Annotated in this window: 20 protein-coding genes; 11 read left to right on the forward strand and 9 right to left on the reverse strand. The window is 45.0% G+C overall.

Features of this window, described 5'->3' with window-relative positions; genetic code table 11:
• The first annotated feature begins 8 nt into the window (after positions 1 to 8).
• The 5 genes from C5745_RS18120 (at position 9) to C5745_RS18140 (ending at position 7,627) form a co-directional block, all read left to right on the forward strand.
• Positions 9 to 1,157, forward strand: a complete 1,149-nt coding sequence (locus C5745_RS18120) for a fibrobacter succinogenes major paralogous domain-containing protein (protein WP_105718429.1) — start codon at positions 9 to 11, stop codon at positions 1,155 to 1,157.
• 55 nt (positions 1,158 to 1,212) lie between these two features.
• Positions 1,213 to 3,132, forward strand: coding sequence for an FAD-dependent oxidoreductase (locus tag C5745_RS18125; RefSeq protein WP_105718430.1), 1,920 nt, complete (start codon positions 1,213 to 1,215; stop codon positions 3,130 to 3,132).
• The gene (locus C5745_RS18130) at positions 3,116 to 4,708 is read left to right on the forward strand and encodes a LamG-like jellyroll fold domain-containing protein (RefSeq protein ID WP_165793139.1); all 1,593 of its coding nucleotides are present in this window, start codon (positions 3,116 to 3,118) and stop codon (positions 4,706 to 4,708) included. The genes C5745_RS18125 and C5745_RS18130 overlap by 17 nt, the downstream gene beginning before the upstream one ends.
• 7 nt (positions 4,709 to 4,715) lie before the next feature.
• Entirely contained in the window at positions 4,716 to 5,783 is a 1,068-nt protein-coding gene (locus C5745_RS18135) for a hypothetical protein (protein WP_133166386.1), read from the forward strand.
• Between the two features lie 62 nt (positions 5,784 to 5,845).
• Positions 5,846 to 7,627 (forward strand): DUF4091 domain-containing protein, encoded by a 1,782-nt coding sequence (locus tag C5745_RS18140; RefSeq protein WP_105718433.1) that lies wholly within the window; start codon positions 5,846 to 5,848, stop codon positions 7,625 to 7,627.
• 47 nt (positions 7,628 to 7,674) lie between these two features.
• On the opposite strand, the gene C5745_RS18145 is transcribed toward C5745_RS18140, so the two are convergent.
• A complete protein-coding gene (locus C5745_RS18145; RefSeq protein ID WP_105718434.1) occupies positions 7,675 to 8,457 on the reverse strand; it encodes a TerC family protein in 783 nt (260 codons plus the stop codon).
• 106 nt (positions 8,458 to 8,563) lie between these two features.
• Positions 8,564 to 10,045: an aminotransferase-like domain-containing protein gene (locus tag C5745_RS18150; RefSeq protein WP_105718435.1), complete on the reverse strand. Its 1,482-nt coding sequence runs from the start codon at positions 10,043 to 10,045 to the stop codon at positions 8,564 to 8,566.
• Positions 10,046 to 10,110: 65 nt separating this feature from the next.
• Here C5745_RS18150 and C5745_RS18155 point away from each other — a divergent pair, with 65 nt between their 5' ends.
• Positions 10,111 to 10,737, forward strand: a complete 627-nt coding sequence (locus tag C5745_RS18155) for an FMN-binding negative transcriptional regulator (RefSeq protein WP_133166387.1) — start codon at positions 10,111 to 10,113, stop codon at positions 10,735 to 10,737.
• A complete protein-coding gene (locus C5745_RS18160) occupies positions 10,734 to 11,195 on the forward strand; it encodes a GNAT family N-acetyltransferase (protein WP_105718437.1) in 462 nt (153 codons plus the stop codon). Before C5745_RS18155 ends, C5745_RS18160 begins: the two co-directional genes overlap by 4 nt.
• A gap of 22 nt (positions 11,196 to 11,217) precedes the next feature.
• Here the strand turns inward: C5745_RS18160 and C5745_RS18165 are convergent, their stop codons facing one another.
• A complete protein-coding gene (locus C5745_RS18165; protein ID WP_105718438.1) occupies positions 11,218 to 12,381 on the reverse strand; it encodes an iron-containing alcohol dehydrogenase in 1,164 nt (387 codons plus the stop codon).
• Positions 12,382 to 12,909: 528 nt separating this feature from the next.
• Between C5745_RS18165 and C5745_RS18170 the strand changes: the two genes are divergently transcribed.
• On the forward strand, positions 12,910 to 13,272 hold the full coding sequence (locus C5745_RS18170) for a hypothetical protein (protein ID WP_105718439.1): 363 nt from the start codon (positions 12,910 to 12,912) through the stop codon (positions 13,270 to 13,272).
• 181 nt (positions 13,273 to 13,453) lie between these two features.
• Here the strand turns inward: C5745_RS18170 and C5745_RS18175 are convergent, their stop codons facing one another.
• The 3 genes from C5745_RS18175 to C5745_RS18185 form a co-directional block, all read right to left on the reverse strand.
• Complete coding sequence (locus C5745_RS18175) at positions 13,454 to 14,530, reverse strand: tyrosine-protein phosphatase (RefSeq protein ID WP_105718440.1); 1,077 nt, start codon at positions 14,528 to 14,530, stop codon at positions 13,454 to 13,456.
• 59 nt (positions 14,531 to 14,589) lie between these two features.
• A complete protein-coding gene (locus C5745_RS18180) occupies positions 14,590 to 17,436 on the reverse strand; it encodes a TonB-dependent receptor (RefSeq protein WP_105718441.1) in 2,847 nt (948 codons plus the stop codon).
• A gap of 141 nt (positions 17,437 to 17,577) precedes the next feature.
• The gene (locus C5745_RS18185; RefSeq protein WP_105718442.1) at positions 17,578 to 18,663 is read right to left on the reverse strand and encodes a helix-turn-helix domain-containing protein; all 1,086 of its coding nucleotides are present in this window, start codon (positions 18,661 to 18,663) and stop codon (positions 17,578 to 17,580) included.
• A gap of 131 nt (positions 18,664 to 18,794) precedes the next feature.
• On the opposite strand from C5745_RS18185, the gene C5745_RS18190 reads away from it, so the two are divergent.
• From C5745_RS18190 to C5745_RS18200, 3 genes are all read left to right on the forward strand, one after another.
• Positions 18,795 to 19,091 carry a hypothetical protein gene (locus C5745_RS18190; protein ID WP_133166388.1) on the forward strand — a complete coding sequence of 99 codons (297 nt, stop codon included), beginning with the start codon at positions 18,795 to 18,797 and terminating at the stop codon, positions 19,089 to 19,091.
• A 332-nt stretch (positions 19,092 to 19,423) separates the two neighbouring features.
• Positions 19,424 to 20,419: an NADH:flavin oxidoreductase/NADH oxidase gene (locus C5745_RS18195; RefSeq protein WP_243403389.1), complete on the forward strand. Its 996-nt coding sequence runs from the start codon at positions 19,424 to 19,426 to the stop codon at positions 20,417 to 20,419.
• Positions 20,420 to 20,486: 67 nt separating this feature from the next.
• Entirely contained in the window at positions 20,487 to 21,272 is a 786-nt protein-coding gene (locus C5745_RS18200; RefSeq protein ID WP_105718444.1) for a TspO/MBR family protein, read from the forward strand.
• A 64-nt stretch (positions 21,273 to 21,336) separates the two neighbouring features.
• Here the strand turns inward: C5745_RS18200 and C5745_RS18205 are convergent, their stop codons facing one another.
• From C5745_RS18205 to C5745_RS18215, 3 genes are read right to left on the reverse strand one after another with little or no spacing between them, the layout of a single operon-like run.
• Positions 21,337 to 22,560, reverse strand: coding sequence for a purple acid phosphatase family protein (locus C5745_RS18205; RefSeq protein WP_105718445.1), 1,224 nt, complete (start codon positions 22,558 to 22,560; stop codon positions 21,337 to 21,339).
• 19 nt (positions 22,561 to 22,579) lie between these two features.
• Positions 22,580 to 23,959, reverse strand: a complete 1,380-nt coding sequence (locus C5745_RS18210; protein WP_105718446.1) for a PhoPQ-activated pathogenicity-related family protein — start codon at positions 23,957 to 23,959, stop codon at positions 22,580 to 22,582.
• Position 23,960: 1 nt separating this feature from the next.
• Positions 23,961 to 25,610 (reverse strand): SusD/RagB family nutrient-binding outer membrane lipoprotein, encoded by a 1,650-nt coding sequence (locus tag C5745_RS18215; RefSeq protein WP_105718447.1) that lies wholly within the window; start codon positions 25,608 to 25,610, stop codon positions 23,961 to 23,963.
• Positions 25,611 to 25,624: the final 14 nt, after the last annotated feature.

Here is a 25,624-nt window from a genome sequence, read left to right on the forward strand (position 1 = left end):
TTAGAAAAATGAGAACTTCAATTATGATACGCGTCCTATCCCTCGGGATGATCTGCCTACTGGCATTTCACTCATGTAAGGACGAAGAAACCGATATAGTGCCTAAATTTCTGGATGTAAATATCCGTTTTAATGGTGCCGTTAAACCGCAGATGGGTAGTACGCTGTTATTGAACTTGTACTACAAAGATATGACAGGTATATCGTATGATATGGGAGTGCCAGACGAGCAATTGGAGGTGGTACTGACGGAAGACCAGATTACACAGGGTATGCGATTGACCTTTGACGGTTTTAGTGAATCGGCAGAGATTGCACAGGTTTTCGCTTTTGTAGACTTAGACGGTGATGGCGTTTTAAGCGATGGGGATTTGGCGGGATACTACAATGACAAAACACTGTCCGGGGTAGAATCTGGAGAAGAACAACCGGATAACGTTATCGCTGAATATGCGATTACGTTTAACGTGAATCAGCTCAACGGACAGATTATTGGAGAGAAGTTGACAGATATCGATGGGAACGAGTACGAAACGGTGTTTATCGGCGAACGTGAATGGATGAAAGAGAATTTGCGTGTAACGCGTTATCGCAACGGGGACGCTATTCCTACGGGTTTAAGCAATACGGAGTGGAGCAATACTACCGCTGGTGCATACGCCGTATATCCACATGCGGACGTAGATTGGATAAACAGTGAAGAAGAGATGGTGGAGTCGTACGGATTGTTGTATAACTGGTATGCTGCCGATCACCAAGCTGGAATCTGTCCTGAAGGATGGCGAGTTGCAACAGACGACGATTGGCTAAATCTTGAGATGGCGATAGGAATGGCACCAGAGGAAGCGGCGGTGGTGAATCAATGGAGAGGAGATCATGCGCATCTGTTAAAAAGTACAACAGGTTGGACAGAAGTGGAGGGTGTGGAGCGAGCAACAGATGAATTTGGCTTTAGTATGGTCCCGGCAGGATTAAGACAACCTGGAGGAACATTTGTAAATATAGGGCGGTTGAGCTATTTCTGGACCTCTACTGCTAGTACGACTACCCCTGGCAGGGCGATTAGAAGAGTAGTGCGAAATACCACGAATAATATTCAACGCGGGAATATTGATAGTAGGGAAGGGTATTGTATCCGATGTGTAAGAATCCCCTGAATAGTGGATAGTATGTACTAATCGTTTATTTTTTGATTAAAAAACTGATAGACAAATGAAGGAGAATAGAAGAGATTTTTTAAAGGCACTAGGCTTAAGTTCTGGTGCACTCCTGATGAGCCCAGTTAGTTCTGCTTTTGCGGTTCAGGGGGACAAGGCGAGCTTGCTTAAAGCACAGGATTTCAATTCATCGATGTATGCCCAACGTAAATTGGAGACGGATATTTTAATAGCAGGCGGCGGAATGTCGGGTGTTTGTGCTGCGCTTGCAGCGGCACGTAATGGGGCGAAAGTCATCTTGATTCAAGACCGTTCTCGTTTAGGTGGAAACGCGAGCAGTGAAATCCGTATGCATATCAGTGGATCGAGCCAGTTAAAGCAGGTGTGGCGGGAAACGGGTATTTTGGAAGAATTGATGTTAACGGAATCGGTTACCAATCCGCAGGCGTCTTATGAAATGCAGGATTATGTGCTATATGATAAGGTGTTTTCAGAACCTAATATCACCTTGTTATTGGATACGGCTGTTTATGAAATTTCCGCAGATGATCGGCGGATTCATACGGTTAAAGCGTTTTGTTCACAAACCGAGGAAGTTTATGAAGTTTCTGCCTCGTTTTTTACGGACTGTACCGGAGATGGTACATTGGCAGCACTTGCCGGCGCAGAATTTATGCGCGGTAGAGAAGCCAAAAAATCTTTTGGAGAGTCTTTGGGCTTAGAAAAAGCAGATGATATCACCATGGGAAACAGTCTCCTGTTTGAAGCTCGTATGCATGACCGCCCTATGCCGTTCAAAGCACCTAGTTGGGCACGTAAATATACGTTTAAAGATTTTGAACACCGCAAGATAACTTCCTATGAATATGGTTATTGGTGGATTGAGCTTGGTGGGGTGGAAGATATTGTGCATGATGGTCAGAAGATTAGAGATGATCTTATGGCTGTTGTGTTCGGAATTTGGGATTATATTAAAAATTCTGGTGATCATCCCAAGTCCGCTAATTGGGCGCTGAGCTGGTTCGGAATGATTCCTGGAAAGCGCGAAAGTCGTCGTATTACGGGAGATTATATTATGACACAACGGGATATTCAGGCTCCAGAATTATTAGAGGATCGGGTCGCCTATGGTGGATGGCCTTTAGATGATCATTTGCCGGAAGGAATGGACGATACTTCTCAAAATCCTTTTCGATCAATTCCCCTAAAAGGTCCGTACCCCATACCACTAAGATCCCTTTATAGTAAGTCTTTTGATAATTTATACATGGCAGGTCGAAATATAAGTGTGTCACACGTTGCACTTTCTTCGACTCGGGTGATGGCTACATGCGCTACGATGGGACAGGCGGTGGGGACAGCAATGGCGTACTGTCTCAAAGAAGAATTATCCCCACGTGATTTGTTCCACAATAAAGAACATTTAAAGCGTTACCAACAGATTTTACGGAGACAGGATCAGTCTTTATTAGGCATAAAGAATGAAGATGAGCAGGATCTCGCCCGCAAGGCAAAAGTATCCGCATCAGAGGAAGATTTAGATGGAGAAGCGGCGCAAGTGATTGATGGGTTTGACCGGGATGTACAGGATGGAAAAAGCCATCAATGGCGTGCCGTAATGGAAGAGAATACACCTTGGGTTGAACTGCGTTGGAGCAAAATGCAGCAAATAGGCTGTATAGAGTGCACATTTGACACAGGCTTAGACCGATTTTTACGTCTCTCGAGCGAAGCCGTTGTTCAACAAAAGCAAATCCGGGGATATCAGCCAGAAACTGTGTCTGATCTCAAAATCGAAGTGAAACGAGATAGCCAGGTCGTATATGAGACCTTTATTAAGGAGAATTATTTAAGGAAATTTGTACACCATTTTTCTGTTGTACAAGGAGATGCCGTTCGTGTCACCGTGCATAAGACGCATGGCCATCACCAGGCTCGTATTTTTGAAATTCGATGTTATGATCAGAATAGTTAGACGTCTTGCACTAGCGGTATGCCTCACCATCTGGGGAATCCTGGCTTTTTCACAGTTTCCGGTAGTAATCGATTTCGAACAAGAGCCCCATATCGAGACGACAACCGGCGTGCAAGGAAAAGCGTGGAACCTCGGAGATGTGTCTTATCGCATGGCTTTACAAAAGAAAAACCCTATTAAAGAGCAGGACCATTTTACGGTTCTGCTCTGGGTAAAAAGTGACGCACTGTCCCGGGAAGACTATGTTATTCTTTCAGAAATCGGTCAAGTGAAATACCCCGATGATGGATGGAAACCGCGTGTGATGGGAGGAAAGCTCAAAGATGCTGTCCATTATGAAGGCTGGAAGATTGGTGTCCAAAAAGATGGGGCTTGGAGTTTTAGCGCGGGTGCTGATGGATTCTATTATCAATATAATCCAACAGCATACAGACAATCTATCCGTGATGGAAAATGGCACTTGTTAGGATTTAGTTTCGACAAAGAGAACGCTGAAATAAAATTTTATTACGATGGTGAGATGAAAGCGATCTATCAGGTACCGGAGCTTAAAGCTATGTCGCGGGCAGATTCTATTGTCATAGGGAACAGCGTTGATAACGAACAGGATTTCCGGACAAAATCTTGGCATTCGTTTTACGGGGAAATAGACGATATCACTTTTTTTGACCGCGTCTTAAACCGGGAAGAAGTCAGCCAGATTTATAACAACGCATTTGCTACTATCGAACTTGACCAGATGGAGCCTGAATCTTTCTCAGACCTCAAGGTGACCGCTTTCAATATTTTCCATGGCGGACAGGAAAGAGGAATAGAGGTAGGGAAAAATCGCACGATTGAACTGTTGAAAAAAGAAAATGCAGATGCCTTTGTAATTGTGGAAACCTATGGCTCAGGGGAAAAAATAGCTGATGCATTGGGATATGAGCTTTATTTAATCAGTTCTAATTTGTCCATTGTCAGTCGCTACCCGATTAAACAGACTTTCCCTATTTACAAACCTTTTAATAGCGGAGGTGTGGAACTAGCCTTACCGAATGGCGAAAGCGTGGTCGTCGTGGGGGTGTGGCTCAGTCATTTGCCGGGATATAAACGGCCATTTTTTAAAAATCCGAACGAAGATATCCAAGCTTTCTTAGAAGGGGATAAAAATAGTAGAGGACAGCAATTACAGGCGATTTTAGAAGATATAAGGCCTATGTTGGCCCAAGCAGAATCAATCCCTGTTATAGTAGCCGGCGATTTCAATAGTGGTTCGCATCTGGATTGGACACCAGAATTTACGGACGCTCACAACGGATATATTATCCCCTTTACCTCTAGTGTAATGGCGCACGAAGTAGGTTTGGTCGACTCATATCGGCTGATCCATACGATGGATGAAAAAGACGGAATCACTTTCTCGGTCTGGGACAATAAGCTCGATTATTTAAGAGATAGAATTGATTATATTTACTTTAAAGGGAAAAAACTACAAGCAACGGAATCCAATGTATTCGGTATACATCCGAAAGGTTTTCCGTCGGATCATGCCGGAGTCAGTACAATATTCAACTGGAAAAGCGAAAAAAAATAACTCTGATATGCGGTATTGGTATAAAGTTAACGGTTTGAACTTCGCCTTTATTATATATTTCACCTTTATTTCGATACTCCAGGGCTATGCACAGGATCAAGATATAATTAAAAAGGCTTTTTTTTATAAAGTTAATGATTCGTTATCCGTGGAGGTAAAAATATCGCTTGATGATGGGCATCCAGTGACGTATTTTTCTCACTTGGAAACGGACGTCTGCTCAGATGGACTGTGTAAGCCTATAAATCTAACTATATATTGGGACTTGTTAGGAAACTTTTTGTCCTATCGTACAGATCGTTTCCGTCCCTTAACTAAATTTGATCATATTGAGATGACCGAAGACGATCACCGTCAGCTTCATAAGATATTATCCGATACAAGCTCGTTGCTTCGCGATTACCATGTGGAGGATATGATCGACGCTCATCAAAATGTATATTCTGCAAAAGCAGATGCCGTGACAAGACCTACGAGTAAGACTTTTGAAAATGTGACGGTCGAAGGTGCATTATATACAGTTTATACGTTATGGCATTTTGTCAATGGCGGAATTCGTCAAGAATTGTTAGAATATACATCCACCTTATTTTCAGAACCTTTAATTAACCATATGCTTCAGTCTGATAACAGAGACTATATAAGGTTCGCCCTCGAGCATGAGGATTTTTTACGCCAGTTTGAGACTTTTATTCCGCAGACAATAGCATTGATTACACATAGTGACGATTATATTCCACATTTTGCAGTGGCCAAATTAAAGGATTCTATTTTGATGGATACATCGTGTCAATACAAAATTATGTATCAACTGGTAAGGGCAAATCAACACGTTAAAAACCTATTGTTAACGCGATTTGAGAATATACCGTTGCATAACGCTTCAATAACAGAACTAATAATCAATATTCCAACAATGAATGTAAGCCAGTTAGAAAAAGTGGCCCAGATATTATATAATAACAAAAATAGCATTACAGAGGAACAATATAATCGTTTACGGGATGTTGCAAATACAAAAAATGACGAGTCAATGGCTGTTACTATTGAGAAGTTGTTGAAAAGGATAGAATGAATTTCGATAAATATAATAGTATCCATTCATAATCATTAGGAAGCTGTAACAAAACATAACTTATGACAAACTCAAAAAAAGTATTGATAACTATATATGCTTTGCTCTTGGTAGTGGGCGCAGCGTGTACACAGGAAAACGATAAGCGTATTGAGGGCTTCACAGAACGTCCAGATCCAACAGCAGACACCTTATCCGATTGGTCGGGGACACCCGAAGGGTTACAGGTATCCTTTGTTTCAATTGATCGGAGATACCCAAAATCGGTCCTACCCGAAATCACACCTCGGGAAACGACTAAATTAACGGGCTGGAAAGGAGAAAGGGTTTCTGCGCAGCTATTGCTATGGACAGGGGAAGAAATCGAGCATGTGGGCGTAAATTTCACGGATTTTCGTGCAGATGACGTTGTTCTCTCTGATGAGATAGCCAAAGCGAGATTTGTCCGTTATGTACTGACAGATGAATTCGGAAAAGGTTGTGGTAAACGAAAACCGGAGGATTATGCCGCCTCGTTGTCACCCGATATGCTTGACAACCTTTCCCACCTTGATCTCGAAGCAAAGAAGGTTCGTCCGGTTTGGGTTAGCGTGGAGATACCGCGCAACGCCGACGCCGGTAGTTATAGCGCCGAGGTAGAAGTTACGGGAAAGAATATCTCGTCGAAAACCTTGACAATAGAATTGGAGGTGATCGATCAGATATTGCCGGCAGCATCGGAATGGGATTTTCACCTCGACCAATGGCAACACCCGTCTGCTATAGCAAGGGTGGATAATGTTCCTCTGTGGAGCGATAAACATTTCGATGCTATGAGGCCCGTTATGCAGTTGCTGGCGGATGCAGGACAGAAGGTGATTACGGCAACGTTGAATAAAGACCCTTGGAATGTCCAAACTTTTGACCCTTACGAAGACATGATCATCTGGACAAAGCATGAAGACGGTTCCTGGAGTTATGACTATGCGATCTTTGATCGCTGGATACAGTTTATGATGGATATGGGCATCAATAAGATGATCAATTGCTATTCTATCATTCCTTGGAACAATGAAATTCATTATAAGGATGAGGCAACGGGTAAGTTCGTGAATGTCAAAGCTGATCCCGGTACGCATGTTTTCAAAGAGCTTTGGGGAAACTTTTTGATGGATTTTAGTAGCCATCTGGAAAAAAGACGTTGGCTGGATATCACAAATATCTCGATGGACGAGCGAGATCAGGAATCATTAGACGCGGCTTTTCACCTTATCGATTCGGTTGCCCCTGAACTGGGCGTCTCGTTTGCAGACAACAAGAAAACGTATCAACGTTATCCGAACAGCAGGGATATCAGTGTCTCATCTCAGGATCCTTTTTCGCCGACCGACTTGGTCGACCGTCGGAACAGGGGCCTGAACACTACTTTCTATGTATATTGTGCAACACCCTTTCCCAATCAGTTTACTTTTTCCGACCCTGCCGAATCCACGTACTTGGCTTGGTATGCTATGGCCGCTGGTTTCGATGGCTTTTTGCGATGGGCCTTTAATTCTTGGGTGGAAAACCCGTTGCATGACTCCCGATTTAGGACTTGGCCTGCCGGGGATACGTATATTGTATATCCCCAAGGGCGTAGCTCTATCCGGTATGAGCGTATGCTGGAAGGTATACAGGATTATGAAAAGGTCAGAATTATAAAAAGCATGCTGGAAAAGCAAAACGATATCTCGACGTTGGAGCGGTTAGAAACCGCTATTCAAAAGCTGAATAATGCACAACGGCGAGACGGATGGAATGAAGAACTGAATGCTGCCAAAAAAATGTTAAATGAAATAGCGCGAGTAATAGAACGAAAGCAGTAGTGCGAAATGTCGCAAAAGGTGCAGCACAGTACTGGCCAAAACCGATTTCATTTGGTATCACTCTCGACTTCGTCTTTCAATTTTTGCAGCGCTGTCTTTTCTGTCCGGATGTTAAGAAACTCCACAAGAACAGAGAAAGCCATGGCAAAATAGATATAGCCTTTGGGAATGTGCTGGTCAAACGCCTCAGCTGTTAACGAAACCCCGATAAGTAGCAGAAATGCCAATGCAAGCATTTTCACTGACGGATAATCATTAACAAATCTCGAAATTGTTGAAGCGGAAAGGAGCATAATCCCCACGGCGACGATGATTGCTGCTACCATGACGCCGATCTCATCCACCATGCCAACCGCAGTGATGACCGAATCGAGTGAGAAGACCAAGTCTAATATAATGATCTGGATGATGACGTTAGTGAAAGTGATGGGCTTGTTCCTGCTGGAAGTGGATTCGATATGGCCCTCTACCTTATGGTGAATTTCTGTTGTCGCCTTGTATATCAAGAATAGACCTCCGAAAAACAATATGAGATCCCTGCCTGAGAGGGTAAGGTACCGATACCATGATTGATTTTCTATATTAAATGTATCGCCTAGATTGAGGAAGGGTTCGGTTAGACCCATAATCCATTTGATAGAAAACAATAAGCCGAGTCGCATAACCAGTGCGAGCGACAAACCGAGTTGCCTGGCTTTCTTTTGTTGTTCTGGTGGGAGCTTACCACTCTGTATAGAGATAAATACGATATTGTCGATTCCAAGCACAATCTCTAGGAGCGTTAGCGTTAAAAAGGAAATCCAGATTTGGGGATCGGTGATCCATTCCATAACAGATGATTTTAGTTCTTAAGTAATACACCGAATGGACTAAAAATGTTTACTTGTGGATACAAATCTTTTCCATCTAAATGATTTGAAACCTTAGGCACCATCGCTACGCCATTTGCTTTTCAATAGCCTCTTTCATGATCAAAACCGATTTCTCCAATTCACTTTCTGATGAGGAGGCAAATCCGAGCCGGATCCCGTTTACACTATAATCGACATAGCGATGCGCCTTTCCGTTTGAAATGGCGAGGTTTTGGCCGAGACAGACCTGCGAGAGGTTGGGGAGGTCGATAGCCGGAGCAAACTTGGTCCATACCGCCAAACCTCCCTTGGGCTTCTCAAACGTTATCCACCTGCTAAGCTGTGTCTGCAATAACTCACAAAAGACATCCCGTCGTTGCCTGTAGGTTAGTAATGATTTACGGATATAGCGTTTTAGGGTTCCATCCTCTAGTAGATCGGCGATGGTATTGTCCATGATATGGTCGCCCTGTCGGTCTACTAAAAGCCTGATTTTGGCCAGGCGGTCGATGATGTCGGCCGCGGCGACGATGTAGCCCATCCGAAAGGCCGGCGAAAGGTTCTTGCTGAAGGATCCGCAATAAATCACACGCCCTGACTTGTCCATGCTAGCCAGTGGTAGAAAGGGGCTTTGGTCGTACTGGTAATCAAAATCGTAATCGTCTTCAACGATCAGAAACCCGTAGCGATAGGATAAGTCCAACAGTTTTAGACGCCTGTCCAGCGACAAGTAGACTGTGGTAGGATATTGATGATGCGGGGTGATGTACACCATCTTTACAGGACCTTTTCTGCAAACTTCTTCCAGCTGCTCGATATCCAATCCGTGTGCGTCGACGTCTAATCCTACACGTAGGCATCCGGCATACTTAAATATCTGCTCGGCCCTAGTCCAGGAAGGTCGTTCCATAACGACGGTGTCTCCGGCAAGTAAAAATGCATTGCTGATCAGATGGAGAGCCATGACCGTCCCATTGGTCGATAGCACGTTTTCAGGGGTAGATTGCAGCGCCCTCGTGTCATTGAGATAGACGGCCATCCGCTCTCTAAAAGCTACGCTGCCTTTCGGATCACCATAACAGCCGAACTTGGTATAATACCCGCCGCGGTTTAGCTGATTTCTGTACGTCTGGTAAAACTCACGTAACGGGCTACAGGCAGGATCGGGAAAGCCGTCGTCTAGGTGCAGCGTGGTATTGGGCATAACAGGAGGCGCCACGAGTTGATCCAAGTCGGGAAAGGTAAGAGATGGCGACGGAACTGCTGGGCAGCTGCAGGCTAGATCTGGTCTTAGGCGGCCGTCAGTTTGATAAGCCACAAAATGTCCGCTTCCCTGCAAAGGCTCAATCCATCCCTGTTGCTCTAGCTCCCAATAGGCTTTCGTCACGGTGGACCGGTTGATTTGAAGCTCGCTGGCCAGCAGACGAGTACTAGGCAATTTCTGCCCCGACTTTAATATGCCGGCCTGTATGTAATTCAGTAGTAGGCTAGCTAGCGATAGGTACATGGTTTTACCCGATTCACGGCTGAATTCATTTTTTAAATTTCCTACAAGTGGACTGTTCATTGTTTTCAAAGTGGATTACTTTATCGATCCAATTTACAATTAATTTTGCTGATCAACAATTCGAAATGACGATGTATGTACCGGCTCTATTTCGGTTTACCGATTTTGAAGAACAGCTGAATTTTATGCAGAAATATAGTTTCGCAACGGTTTTAAATTATAATGGTGAACGCATTGTGGGCAGCCACCTGCCGCTGGTGGCTACGAACGAGGGAGACGAGATGGTTCTTTTGGGACATCTTGCCAAAAGTAACGAACAGGCCGGGCTGCAGAATGGGGCCGACTGCTTGGTTGTATTTTCTGGTCCGCATGCCTATATCTCCCCCCGCTATTACGACAAAGCGGAGTCTGTGCCGACGTGGGATTACATAGCTGTACATGCTTACGGGACGTTTACGATAGAGGTAGATAAGAAGATGGCCATCATGGAGCAGACAATCTGCTATTTTGAGGAGGAATACATGGTGCAGTGGGAATCACTACCTACAGCCTATAAAGAAAAGATGATGGATCATATTGTGGTGTTCAGTATTCGCGTTCACCGGATCGAAGGACAGAAGAAACTAAGCCAGAACAAAAAGCCGGAGGAGATAGAAAGGATGAAGCGCAATTTCGCTGACGGTGCGGATCCATACGCTCAGGATCTGGCCCAATATTTAATGACCCGCGGAAGCGAAAACTTTTATCGATGAAAGAAATAGTATCGGTTAACAGGGAGAATGTCGACCTGGTTTACGGTTTGTTTAATCTTTACCGTGTATTCTACGGTAAAGAGCCGGATCTGGCTCTTGCTCAAAAGTATATCGACGACCGTGTGCAGCAGGCTGATTCGCTCATTTTCGTTGTTATGGAGAAGGGTAAACCCGTCGGGTTCACGCAGCTGTATCCAAGCTTTTCGTCTGTCCGTCTCGTTAAAAACTGGATTATTAATGATCTATACGTTGTTCAAGAATGCCGATCCCAAGGTGTCGGCACCTTGCTGCTGGAGCACGCTTTTAGAGAGGCGAAGGAGAGAGGAGCAAAGGCTGTATTAATATCCACGCAGCGAACCAACCAGCCGGCGCGGTGTCTGTACCAATATCTCGGCTTCAGGGAAAAAGAAGATTCCGCCGAATTTGTTGATTACCGGCTGGAGCTGGATCCGGCTTGAACGGATAAATTTAGCCTAGCTGCTAATAACTCATTTGTACAATTTCGTATACATCATCCGGTGTCAGGGATTTGTACTCGCCGATGCCGGTCAAGTTTCTGTTGATGAAAGTCTGTTTAATACGTGCTGCGGTATCTTGGTAATCGGTTACGTAATCGGAAAGCTTGGTGGCAATATCCATGCTGTGGAAGAAGTGTTCCATCTGCGCAATGCCTGCTTTAGCTTTTTCTTCAACCGTACCTTCGGTGACTCCCCATACACGTTCTGCATATTGCGCCAACTTTTCTTTTTTAGTCTCAAAATTATAGCGGTAATGGGATGGAGCGATAATCGCCAGGGTACGTGCATGGTCGATGCCATAATAGGCTGTCAGCTCATGCCCCATAGCGTGTATTGCCCAATCGGTTATTACCCCTTTTTGAATGAGACCGTTGAGCGCCATGGTACAGCACCACATAAAGTTTGCCGCGGCACCGTAATCAAATTCCGGTGTCATTAGTTTGGGGGCTGTTTCTTGCAGGCTGATCAGGATACTTTCGGCGATCCGTTCTTGCAGATCAGCCGCTGAAGGCGCGGTGATGTATTGCTCCAGCACGTGTGTATACGCATCGGTGATACCATTGACGATTTGCCTTCTGGGGATTGAGCGTACAACTTCGGGATCCAATATCGAAAACTGCGGAAATACACCCGGGCCGCCAGCAGCCAACTTCTCGTTTGTTTCTTTTCGGGATACCACATATCCCGAGTTCATCTCGGAACCGGTGGCTGGTAGCGTCAGAATAGTTCCGAAAGGCATACTCTGACCTTCTTCTGTCCGAATCCGAAGTTTCAGGATATCCCATGGGTCTCCCTGATAACCTACTGCAGCGGAAAGAAATTTGACGCCATCGATCACAGATCCGCCGCCGACAGCTAAGAGATAGGTTACTTTCTTCTCTTTGATAAGGGCTAAAGCCTGTAGCAGTATATCATATTCTGGATTGGCAGGAACACCCTCGAATTCATAAACGGTATGCTTATCCAGTGCGTCCTTAACTTGCTTGTAAATGCCGTTTTGCTTGATGCTCCCACTGCCGTATACCATCAATACGTTGGCATCCTGTGGGATTTCGAGCGCGACTTTAGGTATCTGGTCTTGGCCGAAAAGTATTTTTGTTGGGTTCTTATATTCGAAATTGATCATGTTTCTTGCGTAGTTTATGGTACGAATCTAAAGAATAAAACAGTTTTCTGTGTTGTTTTAATGTCAATTCCGAAACGTTCAATTTGGTGTGTCTACCTATACCTCGGGAGTTTGTATTCCCAAAAGCACGCCTTGTCGTTGGACAAATGTTAAAATACATGAAAAGGCATCTTTTAATAAAATATATAGTGACACCTCCGAACTATTCGCAACATCCACCTAAAGGGTAATATATTAAAGGTTGTCCGGTTCTATTCTTTTAGAAAAAAATGCTTATTCGTTGTGTGTGCAACTATATCAATTGACGAAGTATTTATTTTTTTGGCTTAATTTTAGATGTATTCGTAAAACATTGTTATAGAGCGATAGGGGCATGTGGTAAGTAATAAAAAAATACTAAATAACTTTCTGAAGATATAATTCAGAAAAAATATTTACTACGTTCCTGTATAAATGTTGTTTATACGACATGTGTTCTTTTTGAACACAAAATACACCTTTTTCCTATAGGAATGATCAAAGAGTACAATGAAAAAGAGCAGAAAAGACACACAAATAGAAGCTGTGAAGGCTATTCTTGCAGGAGAGTTATTGTTGGAAGAGGCCATGGAGAAATATGACGTTAGAGACAAACGGACAATTTTAAACTGGATGAAATCCATTTCGCCCTTAATCCAGAACAAGACTGAACCAGTCCCCGATGTTCACGAGTACGTGATAAAGGAAAACTCATTATTAAGAAGAGTGATCGGCCTGCAGGATCAATTGCGGGAGCTTGAAGAAAAAAACGCGCAGATCCTAGCGCAACGGAATGTCCTGATGGACAAAGTAACTCGGTTAGAGCTCAAACTACAAGTCCAAGACAACTACGAAACAACTTCGGACGCATAATTTCCATCGACGATCGTGGATGCCGTCTACTGTCGTCTTTGGCAATACGGCGTTGAACAAGGATACCATGTTCAAATTAATTCGCGACGATAGCCGCGACGCGGCTGATAATTGTTTTTAAACGCTGAGGTGAACTCCCGGGCCGCAGGCCACGGGAGTTGTTATGCAAGGTATAATAAATTTATAGCGTATAGCGTTCCATATACATTTTCCGTTTTTCGTCCGTGATACCCAGTCCGTTCCGTATGAAATTGTCCACGCCTCCGTATTGTTTATCAATCTCGTCAAATGCTGCTTCTAGATATGTTCGATCTACAGTCATGAGCGACAACAAGCCGCCGTTAGCTTGTGCATAGTTTGACAAGGTGCCCTGTGTAAGCGTTCTTTGGACTTTATCGATGGTGTAGTAATTGGTCATGGTATACTCGTTGAGAATTGTTTCCCGGTCCACCCCGAGTATGGAGAGGATCAACGCTGCCGTAAAGCCAGTTCGATCCTTGCCTGCAGTACAATGAAAAAGAACAGCATCGTCGCCATCCATCAGCTGGGGGATCAATGTTTTGAACCGATCTAATCGATCTGCTACGAATTTATGATTGACTTCGGCAAGTAGTTCCCCCGCCTCAGCAGTTGTCAGGTTTCCGCTCATGACCTTTTGCATAATCGCTTTCATCTCTTTAGAATCTGCGCCTTCCTCAAAGATGGGAAAATGGATCCATTTCGCGCTAGCAGGTAGATTATCCGGCTTTTCGTTTACTTCCAGCTGCGAACGTAGGTCATACACACTTTTGATTCCGGTGCTCTCAAAATAGGGGAAGTCGGTATCGGCAACGGAGGCGAGTGCGTCCGACCGATAGAACGCACCCCATGTGGTGTATTTGCCATTTGTCGTGCGAATACCACCTAAGTCACGGAAATTCGATGGTCCTTTCAGGGCAATGAGGCGCTCGGATACCACGACCGTATCACCGGGCGCAGCGACAATGCTGAAAAATTTGCGTTCGTCAGCCTCAGCGGATATAATGACGTTTCCAGCGGCTTCCAGTATAGGCTGATCGTAATTTATTTCCCGGGGGCTATTGCCCTCAAATATCCGATAATTGCCGGCTGGTAGTGATAGTTGATAGTATCCGTTTGCAAGCCGTACGGCTGAATATCTTTCGGCAAGCGTCGCTTCCCCTTTTATACTTTGAGCATGGAGCTGTCCTATGGAGAGGGCTGCTAGAATGGCCATTAGACTATTGTTTATCTTATTCATTTGTATGTGTGTTTGATTCTTTTTGAGAAATGTTTTTGCTGATGTGGGGTGATGTGTATTTAGAAAATCTGGTAATTGATACCGATCATACCGCGTTGTGAGTAGTGTTCTAGTTGCTCCAGACGGCGTGCATCTCCGTGATAATAACGTAGACCTTCATTGGTAAGGTTATTGATTTCGGCAAAAACGGACAGCTTGTTGTTAAATCTGTAGTTCGCGGATAAGTCCATCGTGAAATTTTTGCCATACCAACGGTAATTTTCGACGTTGCCCTGTACCAAGGCCAATGCAGCACCTCTATAATTTCCCGCCAAGCGGATCATCAATTTATTGTTTTCATAAAAAACAGCCGTATTAAAAAGGTGCTTGGACTGATTCGGAAGAACCTCTTCTGTTACTAGGCGTTGGATGTTTCCGTCTTGATCTTCTTCATAACGTGGGACTTCCATCTTCGAATCTGTAAACGTATAATTGGCATCGACGCCAAGGCCGCTCCAAAATCCGGGAAGGAAAGAAAGGCGTCTAGAAATACCCACTTCGAAACCGGCCAACCAACCATTCTCTGAATTCTCAGGTTGTGTTATACGATGCATAACGCCATCTATTGCTTGAAAAGATTGCGCGGAGTAGATAACATTTTCCAGCTTCTTGTAGAACAGACCTGCACTAGCTACACCGATATTATCAAAAAAGTATTCCGCCATGAGGTCAAAGTTGTTGGCGAATGTGGGCTTAAGATGGATGTTTCCTCTGCTTATCGAGGGTACCGTGCTCAATGGGTTGATACGCTCCGTCGGATTTAAGTCTGAAAAGTTTGCTCGCGCGAATGTCCGGGTATAGGCACCACGGATGTTGAAGTTTTCCAACGGTTTGTATTTGACATGCAGCATGGGTAGGAAAGATCCAAAGCTGCTTTTATTGGTGATCGGAGTGATTGTAGCATCATCCGCTGTCGCTTTAACTTCATAGCCGTTGTATTTTAAGGCAGTATGTTCATAACGCGCACCACCGACAATATCAAATTTGTCGTCGACTCGCCATTCAGCCATCGCGTAGCCGGCCCACACGTCTTCGTTACCGTTATAGAACGAGGGTGCTGTATCGGGGTCGTCCTGGTTACGCGCCAGATGATAATATTTTCCTTCGGTGAGCGCTTGTTCTGTAAAGAGCTGATCCAACTGTTCTAGCGATATCCCGTCGAAAAGGACGTTGCTGTAATCTGTCCCGGTCTCGCGCATGAACCCGCCGTTGAAGTTATAAGGCGTTGTTCCTAAGTCCGCTACGGTTGTGTTTCCTCCTGTATTGATGTAGATATCCATGGGGGATCCGCGCCGTAAAAATTTGGTTTTGTACTTGCCGCCAACTTTAACGGCGAGGTCCGGATTTAATTGATATCGCAGGTCTGCTTCGGCAATTTTATCACGTTCAAAACTCGGTGTCTGTAAGGCGATAAGCTGGTTTAATGTAAGATCGTCCGTTGATATGGGGGAAGCAAATACTGGCTGAAATTTTTGAAATGTGGATCCTGTGTACCCGTTAGGGGCATCCATATCGAGATAAGCTTTTCCATTGGATGCGACATTGCTGTATTGTGCATCAGTCTTGAAAGTAGCCATCTTATAGGTGTCATTTCCGGGGCCGCCAGCATAGTCAACCTTCCGGTTCTTCATATCTGTCTCATAGGAGGAAAGTTTCCAGCTTAGCAGTAATTTATCTTCCACGAAACGGTGACTTGCTCCGATTTCGCCGCCAAATAGTCCGATGCCGGTGATACCCTCTCGACGTCGTTGAGAAAATGATTCTTCACCATATAGAAAGGTGTGTTCTAAAGCGGTTTCCCTATCTTGAAAATCGGTTAAAATACCTCGGAAAAAAAGTCTGTGTGCCGGGTTGAAATTGTACTCCATACCTACATTAACACCATAGGTGGTACGTACGCCTTTATAGTCGCGTAGCTCGTAATCCTGAATGCTAAAATCATCGAAATTATAACGCGCTTCTATGTTGTCGGTTCCCCAGTTCCGCTTCCAATAGGACCCACCAATAATTAACGATAGTTTGTTGTTAAGGAAACGATCACCGTATAAAAGAGATCCACTGTATATCCCTTTTTCGGCTTGGCCATTATAACCGCCGCCAGCTGAAACCTTCATGATACGAGAAGGGGCTGAAGTGCGCGTAAGAAAATTGATGGATCCGCCGATAGCATCTCCTTCCATATCTGGCGTGATAGCTTTGGCCACCTGAACAAATTCGATCATTTCGGACGGAAATATATCCAACGGTGACGAACGTGTACCGGAGGTGTTGTCGGAGGTGCCTTCTGATGTGGGCATCCGGTTCCCATTGATCAGCGTAGAGTTCCATTGCATCGGCGTACCGCGCACACTCGCGTACCGACCCTCACCGTGGTCGCGTTCGATGGAAACTCCTTGGATCCGCTGTACAGCTTCGGCTGCATTTCGATCTGGAAGTTTACCGATAACGTCTGAAGCAATAACGTTCATAATGGCGGAGCTTGTCTTCTGGATGTTCAAGGCTTTTGCTTGTGAATTCGCGAGAGCTCCCTGGACAACAACTTGCTCAATTTCGTTTTCTCCCGAACCTCCTAATTGAATAACTCCCAGATCGACGGTTTTGCCCTCTTGGATATAAAGCTTTTTTACTAACGGGCTATACCCGATATACGAGAAGGAGAGCTCACATTCCCCGGCCGTAAAACCTGCGAGATTAAACGATCCATCTAAGGCAGAGGTGGTGGTTTTACCATCTGAGGTGCGTATGGTAGCTCCTGGAAGATGGCCATTACTATCTTTTAAGATGCCACTAACGCTCCCTCTTTCCTGCGCATGTGCCGTCAGCATGAACAGGAAGAACAACATGTTTAATACGTAATTTTTTTTCATCTTTTTTTTGCTAAAAACTGTCAGCAAAAAGAAGGAATTTGATGCTAGTGGTCGACCAAACTAATTAGGACGCACGTCCGTTGGTGTAAGCACCTCTGTAAGTAGTTGGTTGTCATTCACTTGGGTTTGTTTAAGTTATTGTTAACTTTTTATTGCTTTTAGGCTATGCTGGTGATGTTTCAGATATTCACTCGGAGATAGTCCGAGTTCCTGCTTAAAATATTTGTTAAAAGTGGACTTTGACTGAAAGCCGGATTCGTAAGCTAGTGCAAGAATGGTCTTGTTTTCTCCAATTATTTGATCGATGTGGTCTAAAAAATAATGTATACGTAGGGTATTAATATACTGGTAAAAATTTGTCTGCATCCCGTAGTTGAATACGATGGATAGCTCATGGTTGGATATGTCGAGACGGTTCGCTAGGTCGGCAGAGGCGAGATCCGCATCTAAAAATAGATTTTCTTTCCTCATCAGAGATGCTATCTCTGCTTTTTTATTTTCTAGATAGACGTTGTCGATGCTATTCTTTTGATATTTGACTGTCGACTTCGCCGGCGTGGAGGACGGATCTTCCATATTACGGGGGCGGTAATCACGTATAATCTTAAAATAGATAACTAGGCCCAGGATGATGGTCGTAGATGATAATCCTGTGTAAAGAAAGAAATGTGTCGCTGATAGATTAAAAAAGGAAAGCAGGAACAGCGTGCTTAGAAAGACTTTGTGGATAATAAAGGATATGCCTAACTGCGTATTGGGGTGCTGCATAGCGCGTTGTAGCGTATGACGATAGGTGTAAAGTAAGTAGCTGTCAAAAGCTAAACTGCTGAAGAGAACTACATCCCTGAAATGTTGTGTAATAGTTTGAGGGGCACCGATATGCATACCGTAGGGACGAGCAATTAGGTAGTAGATAAATAGCAGCAGAGAAAACAACAGTGGAATGGAGGCAATAAGTAAAGTTCTCCAGCTGGAGCTTCTTCCTGAAAGGGAGTTTTTTAGATACAAAGAGGAAAAAGGCGCAATACAGACCGTAGATGAAAAGCTGAAAAGTAAATCTTCCTCAAGGCCCATCACGATAACAAATAGCTTGGAAAGTAATCCTATAACGCCACCCGCAAGCATAATGATTAAGATTCTACTATTTTCTTCTTTCCATATCAGTTTCCAGATTGCGATGACACTGATGACAAGTTGGCTAATCAAAAACAATAAAAATGGTACCATACTGCAATAGTAAGTATCTATTGTTATGTTATGGAGAATTTTAGGTTAATTTAGGTTCTTGAAACCTTTTTGCTTTATCTCCGTTCATTTAATGTGATAGATAGTATAAGCTGTTATAATTAAGGAACGGTATGATGGAGAAAAACAGTTTGTTGCTCAACGAAGCGAATGTGCTACTGGATTTGTTGGCAAGGAGATATAACTATAAAGAAAAAACCTATGGTATTGCCGATCTGTCAGAATTCAAAGATAAAGTGTTAAACATTTCTTGGAATGATGAGAATCGTGATTACGCAGGGGAGCTTATTTATGTTTTTGTAGATGAGGGTATTGTCATAAATCTCGATAACCGCATATTTCTGCATGTTGACGAGAGGTTTGCTGCCCTGAAAGACTACTTTGAGCGAATAAATAAAGTTTCCGCGTAGTTCATGTTTGGCCTAAATTTTTGCCGTGCGCTTCCCATAGTCAACGGCTTTGCTTTAGTCTTTACCATTTTTCTCAATTATTATCTCTACGGAGTCAATGATCTCGAGTTGTAATAATTTCCGCACAACTTCACGGGCTCCTGTATACTTTTGATTACAAATTTATGACTTGCTTTATACATTCCTGCTTGCTAAAGAGCCTCTTTGTGAGTAACTTCGGGTGGTCGTCAGATTATAAAAATATTGTTCAAATAAGCATAATATGTCTAAACTATTCAGCCCGCTATCGATAAAAGGGGTTACCTTAAAAAAACAGAATCGTCGTCTCACCGATGTGTCAATATTCCGCCGTGGACGGCTTTGCTAATGACTGGCATTTAGTACATCTTGGTAGCTTCGCCGTCGGTGGAGCAGCCCTGCTTTTAGTAGAAGCAACGGGTGTTTCGCCCGAGGCTCGGATATCAGCATCCGATCTGGGGTTGTGGAAAGACGAACAGATAGAAAAGCTCGCACAAATCAACAAGTTTATAAAACAGCAAGGGGCCGTTCCAGGCATCCAGTTGGCGCATGCAGGTCGGAAAGCCAGTACGATGGTTCCGTGGGAGGGTCGCGATGAGGTGAGGCCGGAGAAAGGTGGTTGGCAGACCGTCGCTCCCTCAGCGATACCGTATGCTGATAATTACCCGAAACCCTTAGCGTTGGACGCGGATGGTATTCAAAAGGTAATTGCTGATTTTACAGCTGCGACCGAGCGTGCATTAATGGCAGGATTTGATGTCATTGAAATCCATGCATCGCATGGCTACCTCCTACATCAGTTTCTCTCGCCTTTGAGCAATCACCGTAGCGATGCGTATGGTGGTAGTTTTGAAAACCGGATACGGTTGTTACTCGAGGTACTGGATGGTGTACAGTCGGTTTTACCGCATGAAAAGCCGCTATTTGTACGTATGCCGGGCTCGGATTGGGCAGAAGGTGGATGGACGCCCGATGATGCCTCGGCAGTCGCTAGAATCTTAAAAGACAAGGGTGTAGACGTGATGGATGTGACCAGTGGCGGTGTGGTAAACTATCAGAAGATAAATGTTGGACCGGCTTATCAAACACCTTTTGCAGCAAAAGTAAAAAGGGAAACGGGCGCACTGACGTCTACCGCTGGATTGATTACGAATGCGGTACAGGCAGAATCTATCTTAGTCAATGAGGAAGCTGATTTAATTATGGTCGCTCGGGAGTTGTTAAGAGATCCTCACTTTCCGCTGAGAGCAGCCCGTGATTTGAAAGTAAATATCGACTGGCCGGCGCAGTATGAACGGGCGAAATGGTAGTTGAGAAATTGCAAACAAAATTAGATTATCGTGGTTTTTATATTTAATAAACCTTTAAACTAATTGTATGAAAACTACGCTTCCGATAGCCAATGGCCTCGCTTTAATCCTTACCATTTTTGTCAATTATTATGCTAATACAGGAATCTTTGATGGTAACACCATGGGGACCGTGTCGGATCGATACAGCAATTTTTTCACGCCGGCCGGATACGCATTTTCGATCTGGGGGCTTATTTATATAGGGCTTTTGGGTTTCGCTGGCTATACGGGGCGCAGTCTTTTTACGAAGAAAGAGCCGGATCCTATTCTGTTCAAAATAGGGTGGCTTTTTGTGCTGAGTTGCCTAGCCAATGTACTCTGGATTGTCGCATGGTTAAATGATTATATAGGACTTTCGGTAATCATTATGGTTGTGCTACTCGTGTGTCTTCTGCGGATTATAGCGGCTACACGAATGGAATTGGACCATCATCCGTTTAAAATATATCTCTTTGTGTTCTGGCCGTTCGCACTGTACGCGGGCTGGATATCTGTTGCGCTGATTGCGAATACGGCTGCTTGGCTCACAAAGATAAACTGGGATGGCTGGGGCATTTCGGCGGTGACATGGACGATCATTATGATAGCCGTTGCGGGCTTAGTAAACATTTTTATGATCGTAACGCGCAATCTTCGCGAATATGGCTTAGTTGGTATCTGGGCCCTGATCGCGATTTCCGTGGCTAATAATACAGCTGATGGGAGTAGCACCGTGGTCTATGCGTGTTATATTGTAGCACTTGCTATCCTTATTTTTATTGTACGCAACGCCCTGAAAAACCGTAGGCTTTCCAGGGGTGCGCTTCACTGATTCTACACTTATTGCTGTAAGGATCGGGGTTTGCGTCTGTGGTATCGCGCTGAAGTTCAATTTCTTATTCCAACTTAAATTCGTCCTTCAATATACCGTTCAAGTCAAATGCTTTGTATGTAAGCGAATCGTCATCAACGGTGATAATTTGATACATCTGGGTGTCGACGTAGGAGACGTCCATCCATCTTTCGGAATCGCTTTTATACATTTTCGGACCAGCTACTGATAGCACATAGACGGGACTGTCTTCTTGTTTTCCCTTTCCTCGGGCATAAGTATGATCGTGTCCTTGGAGAACAAGATCTACGCCGTATTTATCGAATAGTGGTTCGAAGCGCTGCTTAAGTACGGCATTGTCCCGGTTTTTTGCTGTGGAATAGATAGGATGGTGCATCGTAACAATTGTCCAGCGTCGTGTATTGTTTTTTAGGAGTTGTTCTAACCACTTTGCTTGATTCTCGCGGGCCGCTGCATCGTGCAGGATTACCTGGCTATTCAATGAAATGATACGTACTTGCTGATAATCGACATAGTATACCGATGCCTGCTGTCCTTCGGGGCCGTTTTTCGGCAAGAGAAATTGCGCTGGCCAATGGGGGTCGAGCACTGGTTTTTCGATCTTATCATTCCATGAATGATCATGATTTCCGGGGGTAGGCACTGCAGGGATCATGCCGTGGATAAATCCTGCTCCTTGATGCCATTCGCCCCACTCGCGGTCTGTATTAGCGCGATTGATGAGATCGCCGGCGTGCAAGATAAACCGTGCGTCCGGCGCATGTTGGAAAGCTTTACGTATAGCGCGTGACCATCTTGATTTCAGGTCGTTCTGCGCGTCACCGAGATAGATGAAAGAAAAAGATGATGAAGCCTCAGGATCCTCCGCGGTACGGAACTGCAGCCATTCGCTCCAGTGAGTACCGTCACCCACGCGGTAGGTATAGGCCGTGCCCGGATGCAGGTCTTCAAAGACCACTTGATGATAATTGTCCTGCCTTGGAGCGGGATCTACAACTTGTAAACGGTGTAGGGCAGCAGGTACTTGTTTCACTCCTTTTTCCATATCCGCGGTGCTTTCTTCTGCTTTAATCTGTGCGTAACCTTTGGAAACGGAGGAGTCGGTACGCCAGGAAATAGCTTGTCTTGTCGAAGGTTGTGCGGTAATAGATAGTGTAATTCTGTCGGGATAAACGGTTGGAAGATATTCCTGCGCGCTGGATTGCCATATCGCCATGCAAACGATAATAAGGAGGGAGAGGGATTTTTTAATGTGGATGAACGTCATGGTTGTTTTTTTAGATGAATTATAAAAGTCCTTTGTTGTCGAATAAAAACACGCGTGTGCTCTGTGAATAAGTGTTGCCTGTCGGTGTTCGGTAAACTTTGTCTACATAGTATGCGCGATACCCTTCTTTGGGCCATTTTAGTTTTACGCGCTGCATGGTAGCCGATTTCTTTCTTAGTGGGACGGGGTTCCAGGTTGCCGTCCTGAAATCTCTATCAGCAGATGAGGCTTCCCATAGAACGATATCTTCTAAAGTGTGGGGATTGGTGTTCAGACTGATTATGGATTGCCTTGCTTTATGGATCAGATTCCAGAACGTCGGCGGATGTCCTGTTTTGGAGACGACCTGCCCTACAAAGGCGCTAAGTGCATGTGTCGCCTGTACGCCGTCGCCGAGATCGTGTCCTGCGTTTGGCACATAGTGCAACTGGTTGACTCCGGGAATGCTGTCTAAATAGTTTTTGACGTTATCTACCACCCAATAGGGATCGTTGGTGCCCATCAACAAGATTTTAGGCATGTTCAATGCATGACGGTAGGCATAGGGATCTATCATGGTAATAAGATCTTTTCCTTTTTTTGAGGCAGCTTGCTGCGGGATTCCTAAGGCTACATAATCTCGAATTTCTGGACTATAGGTTCCCCAGGTGTCGATCTGATACTGGAGGCTCACGGGCATATGGAGCACATCAATCACCATGGGAGCAATAGCAGCCACACGATCGTCCACGGCAGCCGTGAGCCAGGTTGTCCAGCCTCTTTTGGAGAGGCCTGTGACAACATAGTCGTGTATATCGACCTGGCGATGCTGAAGGAAGGCCTGTGTCGCGTCCATGGCTCGCACAGCACTTTTCACCATGGGAAACAGTAAGGGCCATGAATAGTCTCCGTCCAACTGGAACTGGTGTAGGGTCATGGAGATCAGTTCGTCCTCCTTTTTTCCGCCGAAAAGTGGTTGGTTGGGTGTTTGCCTAAGTACAGCTGCGACAGTTCCCTGTTCTATAGCGACAGTTTTTGCCGCACGCAGGTGTCGGTCTTCGTTGCTCGTATGGAGTCGCGGCATACCTTGCTCATCGATAGCACCTCCGGCTATATAGAGCAGCGCAGTAGGGCTCTTGACGTTACGGGGAACGATTACTGTGAGCTGATGGTTCCACTTTATTGTCCGCCAAGATTGGGACGTTAGCAATAGTTTATAAGACACGATATCGTCTGTTACCATCGAATCACGTACTTCCCAGCGATAGGTCGTATCTGGGTGGTTGACATAGGTAGCGAGCGCATTGGCAGGGGCTGTTGTCTGGCTACATACCGACGATGATATCATCATGGCGATGACGGACAGGAAGATGTCCATCATCGGATTTCGTAGCAATTGGTTCGATTGTTTACTATGCATGTTACCAGGGTTTAGAAGTACCTTGCATTAGCCAAGGTTTGGACCACGGGCTGTTCTTACCATCTGTTCTGGAATAGCTGGTCAACTCGAGTCTTTCCATTGCTTCCGCTACATTTTTGGAATTGATGTTCAGTTCGTCCTGCATGTACAAAAAGCGGACCGGAATTGCTTGCCGTATAGCGACAGGACCGGCTTTAAGAGCGGGGTATCCCGTCCGGCGATAGTCAAACCAAGACTCGGTTGCTGCCGTCCAGCTGGCGACCCATTTTTGCTCAATCAGCTGTTCTAGTTTATTTTGAAAAGTGACCCGAGGGTGTGCGATATAGTCAGTATACGCTCCGGCCACGTTCCAGGTTTCCAGCGAGGATTTTATAGCATTTTCATAGTGTGTTTTTGCATCTCCGACGTTCCAGCCTTTGAGTGCGGCTTCAGCAAGGATAAAATGAACTTCTGCAGCCGAGAGTAGGCGTGCCTTAAGTAAGGGGTCTTTCGCCATAGAATAACGCTCATGGAGGTAGGATACATGGGGATTAAAGGATGTCTGTCCAGGCGTAGGGTTTAGGTTGTAACCTGAAGGCAAGGCGGAAACGCTTGCAGGCAGGCCTACGTAGTCGGGATCTGTGTTCACCGTGGTATTGGCAACCCGATCCGGAGACAGATGCCGTTTGCCGTTCACGATTTCGTCTGTCCCGGCAGGGAACTCGCTGCTCACGACGAGTGGCACTTCTACTTTTTTTGCCCACACGGCCAAGCGTGGATCATGTCGTTGCTGCATATATTCTACGAGGGTAGCACACATTTTCAGTCGGCGGTAATTGCTTCCGCTAGCATCGTTGACTGTGTTCGTCGGCCAGGAGTCGCTCTGGTTTGTGCCGGGAAATGCCATCGCGACGTCGTGCTCGCTGTTTAGTATAAAAGGATAGCGCTGGCGATCGCCGTAAATGCGCTCGATAGCCGCGCGGGACTCCGACGGAAGTTTTTCGGAAAGGCGCATATGGTAGCGTAACAGGAGGGAATTGGCAAACTGTCGCCACCGGGCTGGATTGCCGTTGAAGTATACATCTGCGGTAGGCAGGATGGATGTGTATGACGAAGGGTCTTTGGAAAGCAGTTCGCTTGCTCTTTCAAGATCTTCTATAACGCCTCGGTATATAGTCTCCTGGTTATCATACTTCGGTAACAGATTCTCGCTGCCACCTTGCTCAGCACGTAAGGCATCGGTGTAGGGTGCATCTCCCCACACATCGGTGATCAGCCCGAACATAAAGGCACGCATAACGAGTCCTACGCCGTAATGGAACTCAAGGCTTAGTTCTTCTGCTCGATTGATTAGAACTTGGTTGTTACGCAATACCGAATAACATCCACTCCAGTTCTGTGAACCGCTCCCCGACCAAGCGTAATCGTTATGCGCATCGTACCAAGCGTCTTTCTGTGTATGTTGCATGACCCCCGCAACCTCCTGATAGCCGAGGTTAAGGTAGGTTTTAGCACCTTCTGTTAAGACGGTCGGAAGAACGAGGTTGGGATTTACTTCCGATTCGTCGGTGCCGTTTGGGTTCTCGTTAAGCTCAGTGAGATCCTTGCATCCCTGTAATGAAATGGAGAAAAAGACCGTTAATATGGCTGCTATAATGTGAAATGTTTTCATTAGAATAAATTGTT

The organism is Sphingobacterium haloxyli, assembly GCF_002980525.1.
GTDB lineage: Bacteria > Bacteroidota > Bacteroidia > Sphingobacteriales > Sphingobacteriaceae > Sphingobacterium > Sphingobacterium haloxyli.

What these genes read in the sequence shown, in the direction of transcription:
- C5745_RS18135 (WP_133166386.1), top strand. Translation starts at nt 4,716, where the DNA reads ATGCGGTATTGGTATAAAGTTAACGGTTTGAACTTCGCCTTTATTATA.
- C5745_RS18165 (WP_105718438.1), bottom strand. Translation starts at nt 12,381, where the DNA reads ATGATCAATTTCGAATATAAGAACCCAACAAAAATACTTTTCGGCCAA.
- C5745_RS18210 (WP_105718446.1), bottom strand. Translation starts at nt 23,959, where the DNA reads ATGCATAGTAAACAATCGAACCAATTGCTACGAAATCCGATGATGGAC.
- C5745_RS18195 (WP_243403389.1), top strand. Translation starts at nt 19,424, where the DNA reads ATGTGTCAATATTCCGCCGTGGACGGCTTTGCTAATGACTGGCATTTA.
- C5745_RS18145 (WP_105718434.1), bottom strand. Translation starts at nt 8,457, where the DNA reads ATGGAATGGATCACCGATCCCCAAATCTGGATTTCCTTTTTAACGCTA.
- C5745_RS18120 (WP_105718429.1), top strand. Translation starts at nt 9, where the DNA reads ATGAGAACTTCAATTATGATACGCGTCCTATCCCTCGGGATGATCTGC.
- C5745_RS18185 (WP_105718442.1), bottom strand. Translation starts at nt 18,663, where the DNA reads ATGGTACCATTTTTATTGTTTTTGATTAGCCAACTTGTCATCAGTGTC.
- C5745_RS18215 (WP_105718447.1), bottom strand. Translation starts at nt 25,610, where the DNA reads ATGAAAACATTTCACATTATAGCAGCCATATTAACGGTCTTTTTCTCC.
- C5745_RS18150 (WP_105718435.1), bottom strand. Translation starts at nt 10,045, where the DNA reads ATGAACAGTCCACTTGTAGGAAATTTAAAAAATGAATTCAGCCGTGAA.
- C5745_RS18130 (WP_165793139.1), top strand. Translation starts at nt 3,116, where the DNA reads ATGATCAGAATAGTTAGACGTCTTGCACTAGCGGTATGCCTCACCATC.
- C5745_RS18180 (WP_105718441.1), bottom strand. Translation starts at nt 17,436, where the DNA reads ATGAAAAAAAATTACGTATTAAACATGTTGTTCTTCCTGTTCATGCTG.
- C5745_RS18175 (WP_105718440.1), bottom strand. Translation starts at nt 14,530, where the DNA reads ATGAATAAGATAAACAATAGTCTAATGGCCATTCTAGCAGCCCTCTCC.
- C5745_RS18125 (WP_105718430.1), top strand. Translation starts at nt 1,213, where the DNA reads ATGAAGGAGAATAGAAGAGATTTTTTAAAGGCACTAGGCTTAAGTTCT.
- C5745_RS18155 (WP_133166387.1), top strand. Translation starts at nt 10,111, where the DNA reads ATGACGATGTATGTACCGGCTCTATTTCGGTTTACCGATTTTGAAGAA.
- C5745_RS18205 (WP_105718445.1), bottom strand. Translation starts at nt 22,560, where the DNA reads ATGACGTTCATCCACATTAAAAAATCCCTCTCCCTCCTTATTATCGTT.
- C5745_RS18200 (WP_105718444.1), top strand. Translation starts at nt 20,487, where the DNA reads ATGAAAACTACGCTTCCGATAGCCAATGGCCTCGCTTTAATCCTTACC.
- C5745_RS18160 (WP_105718437.1), top strand. Translation starts at nt 10,734, where the DNA reads ATGAAAGAAATAGTATCGGTTAACAGGGAGAATGTCGACCTGGTTTAC.
- C5745_RS18170 (WP_105718439.1), top strand. Translation starts at nt 12,910, where the DNA reads ATGAAAAAGAGCAGAAAAGACACACAAATAGAAGCTGTGAAGGCTATT.
- C5745_RS18140 (WP_105718433.1), top strand. Translation starts at nt 5,846, where the DNA reads ATGACAAACTCAAAAAAAGTATTGATAACTATATATGCTTTGCTCTTG.
- C5745_RS18190 (WP_133166388.1), top strand. Translation starts at nt 18,795, where the DNA reads ATGATGGAGAAAAACAGTTTGTTGCTCAACGAAGCGAATGTGCTACTG.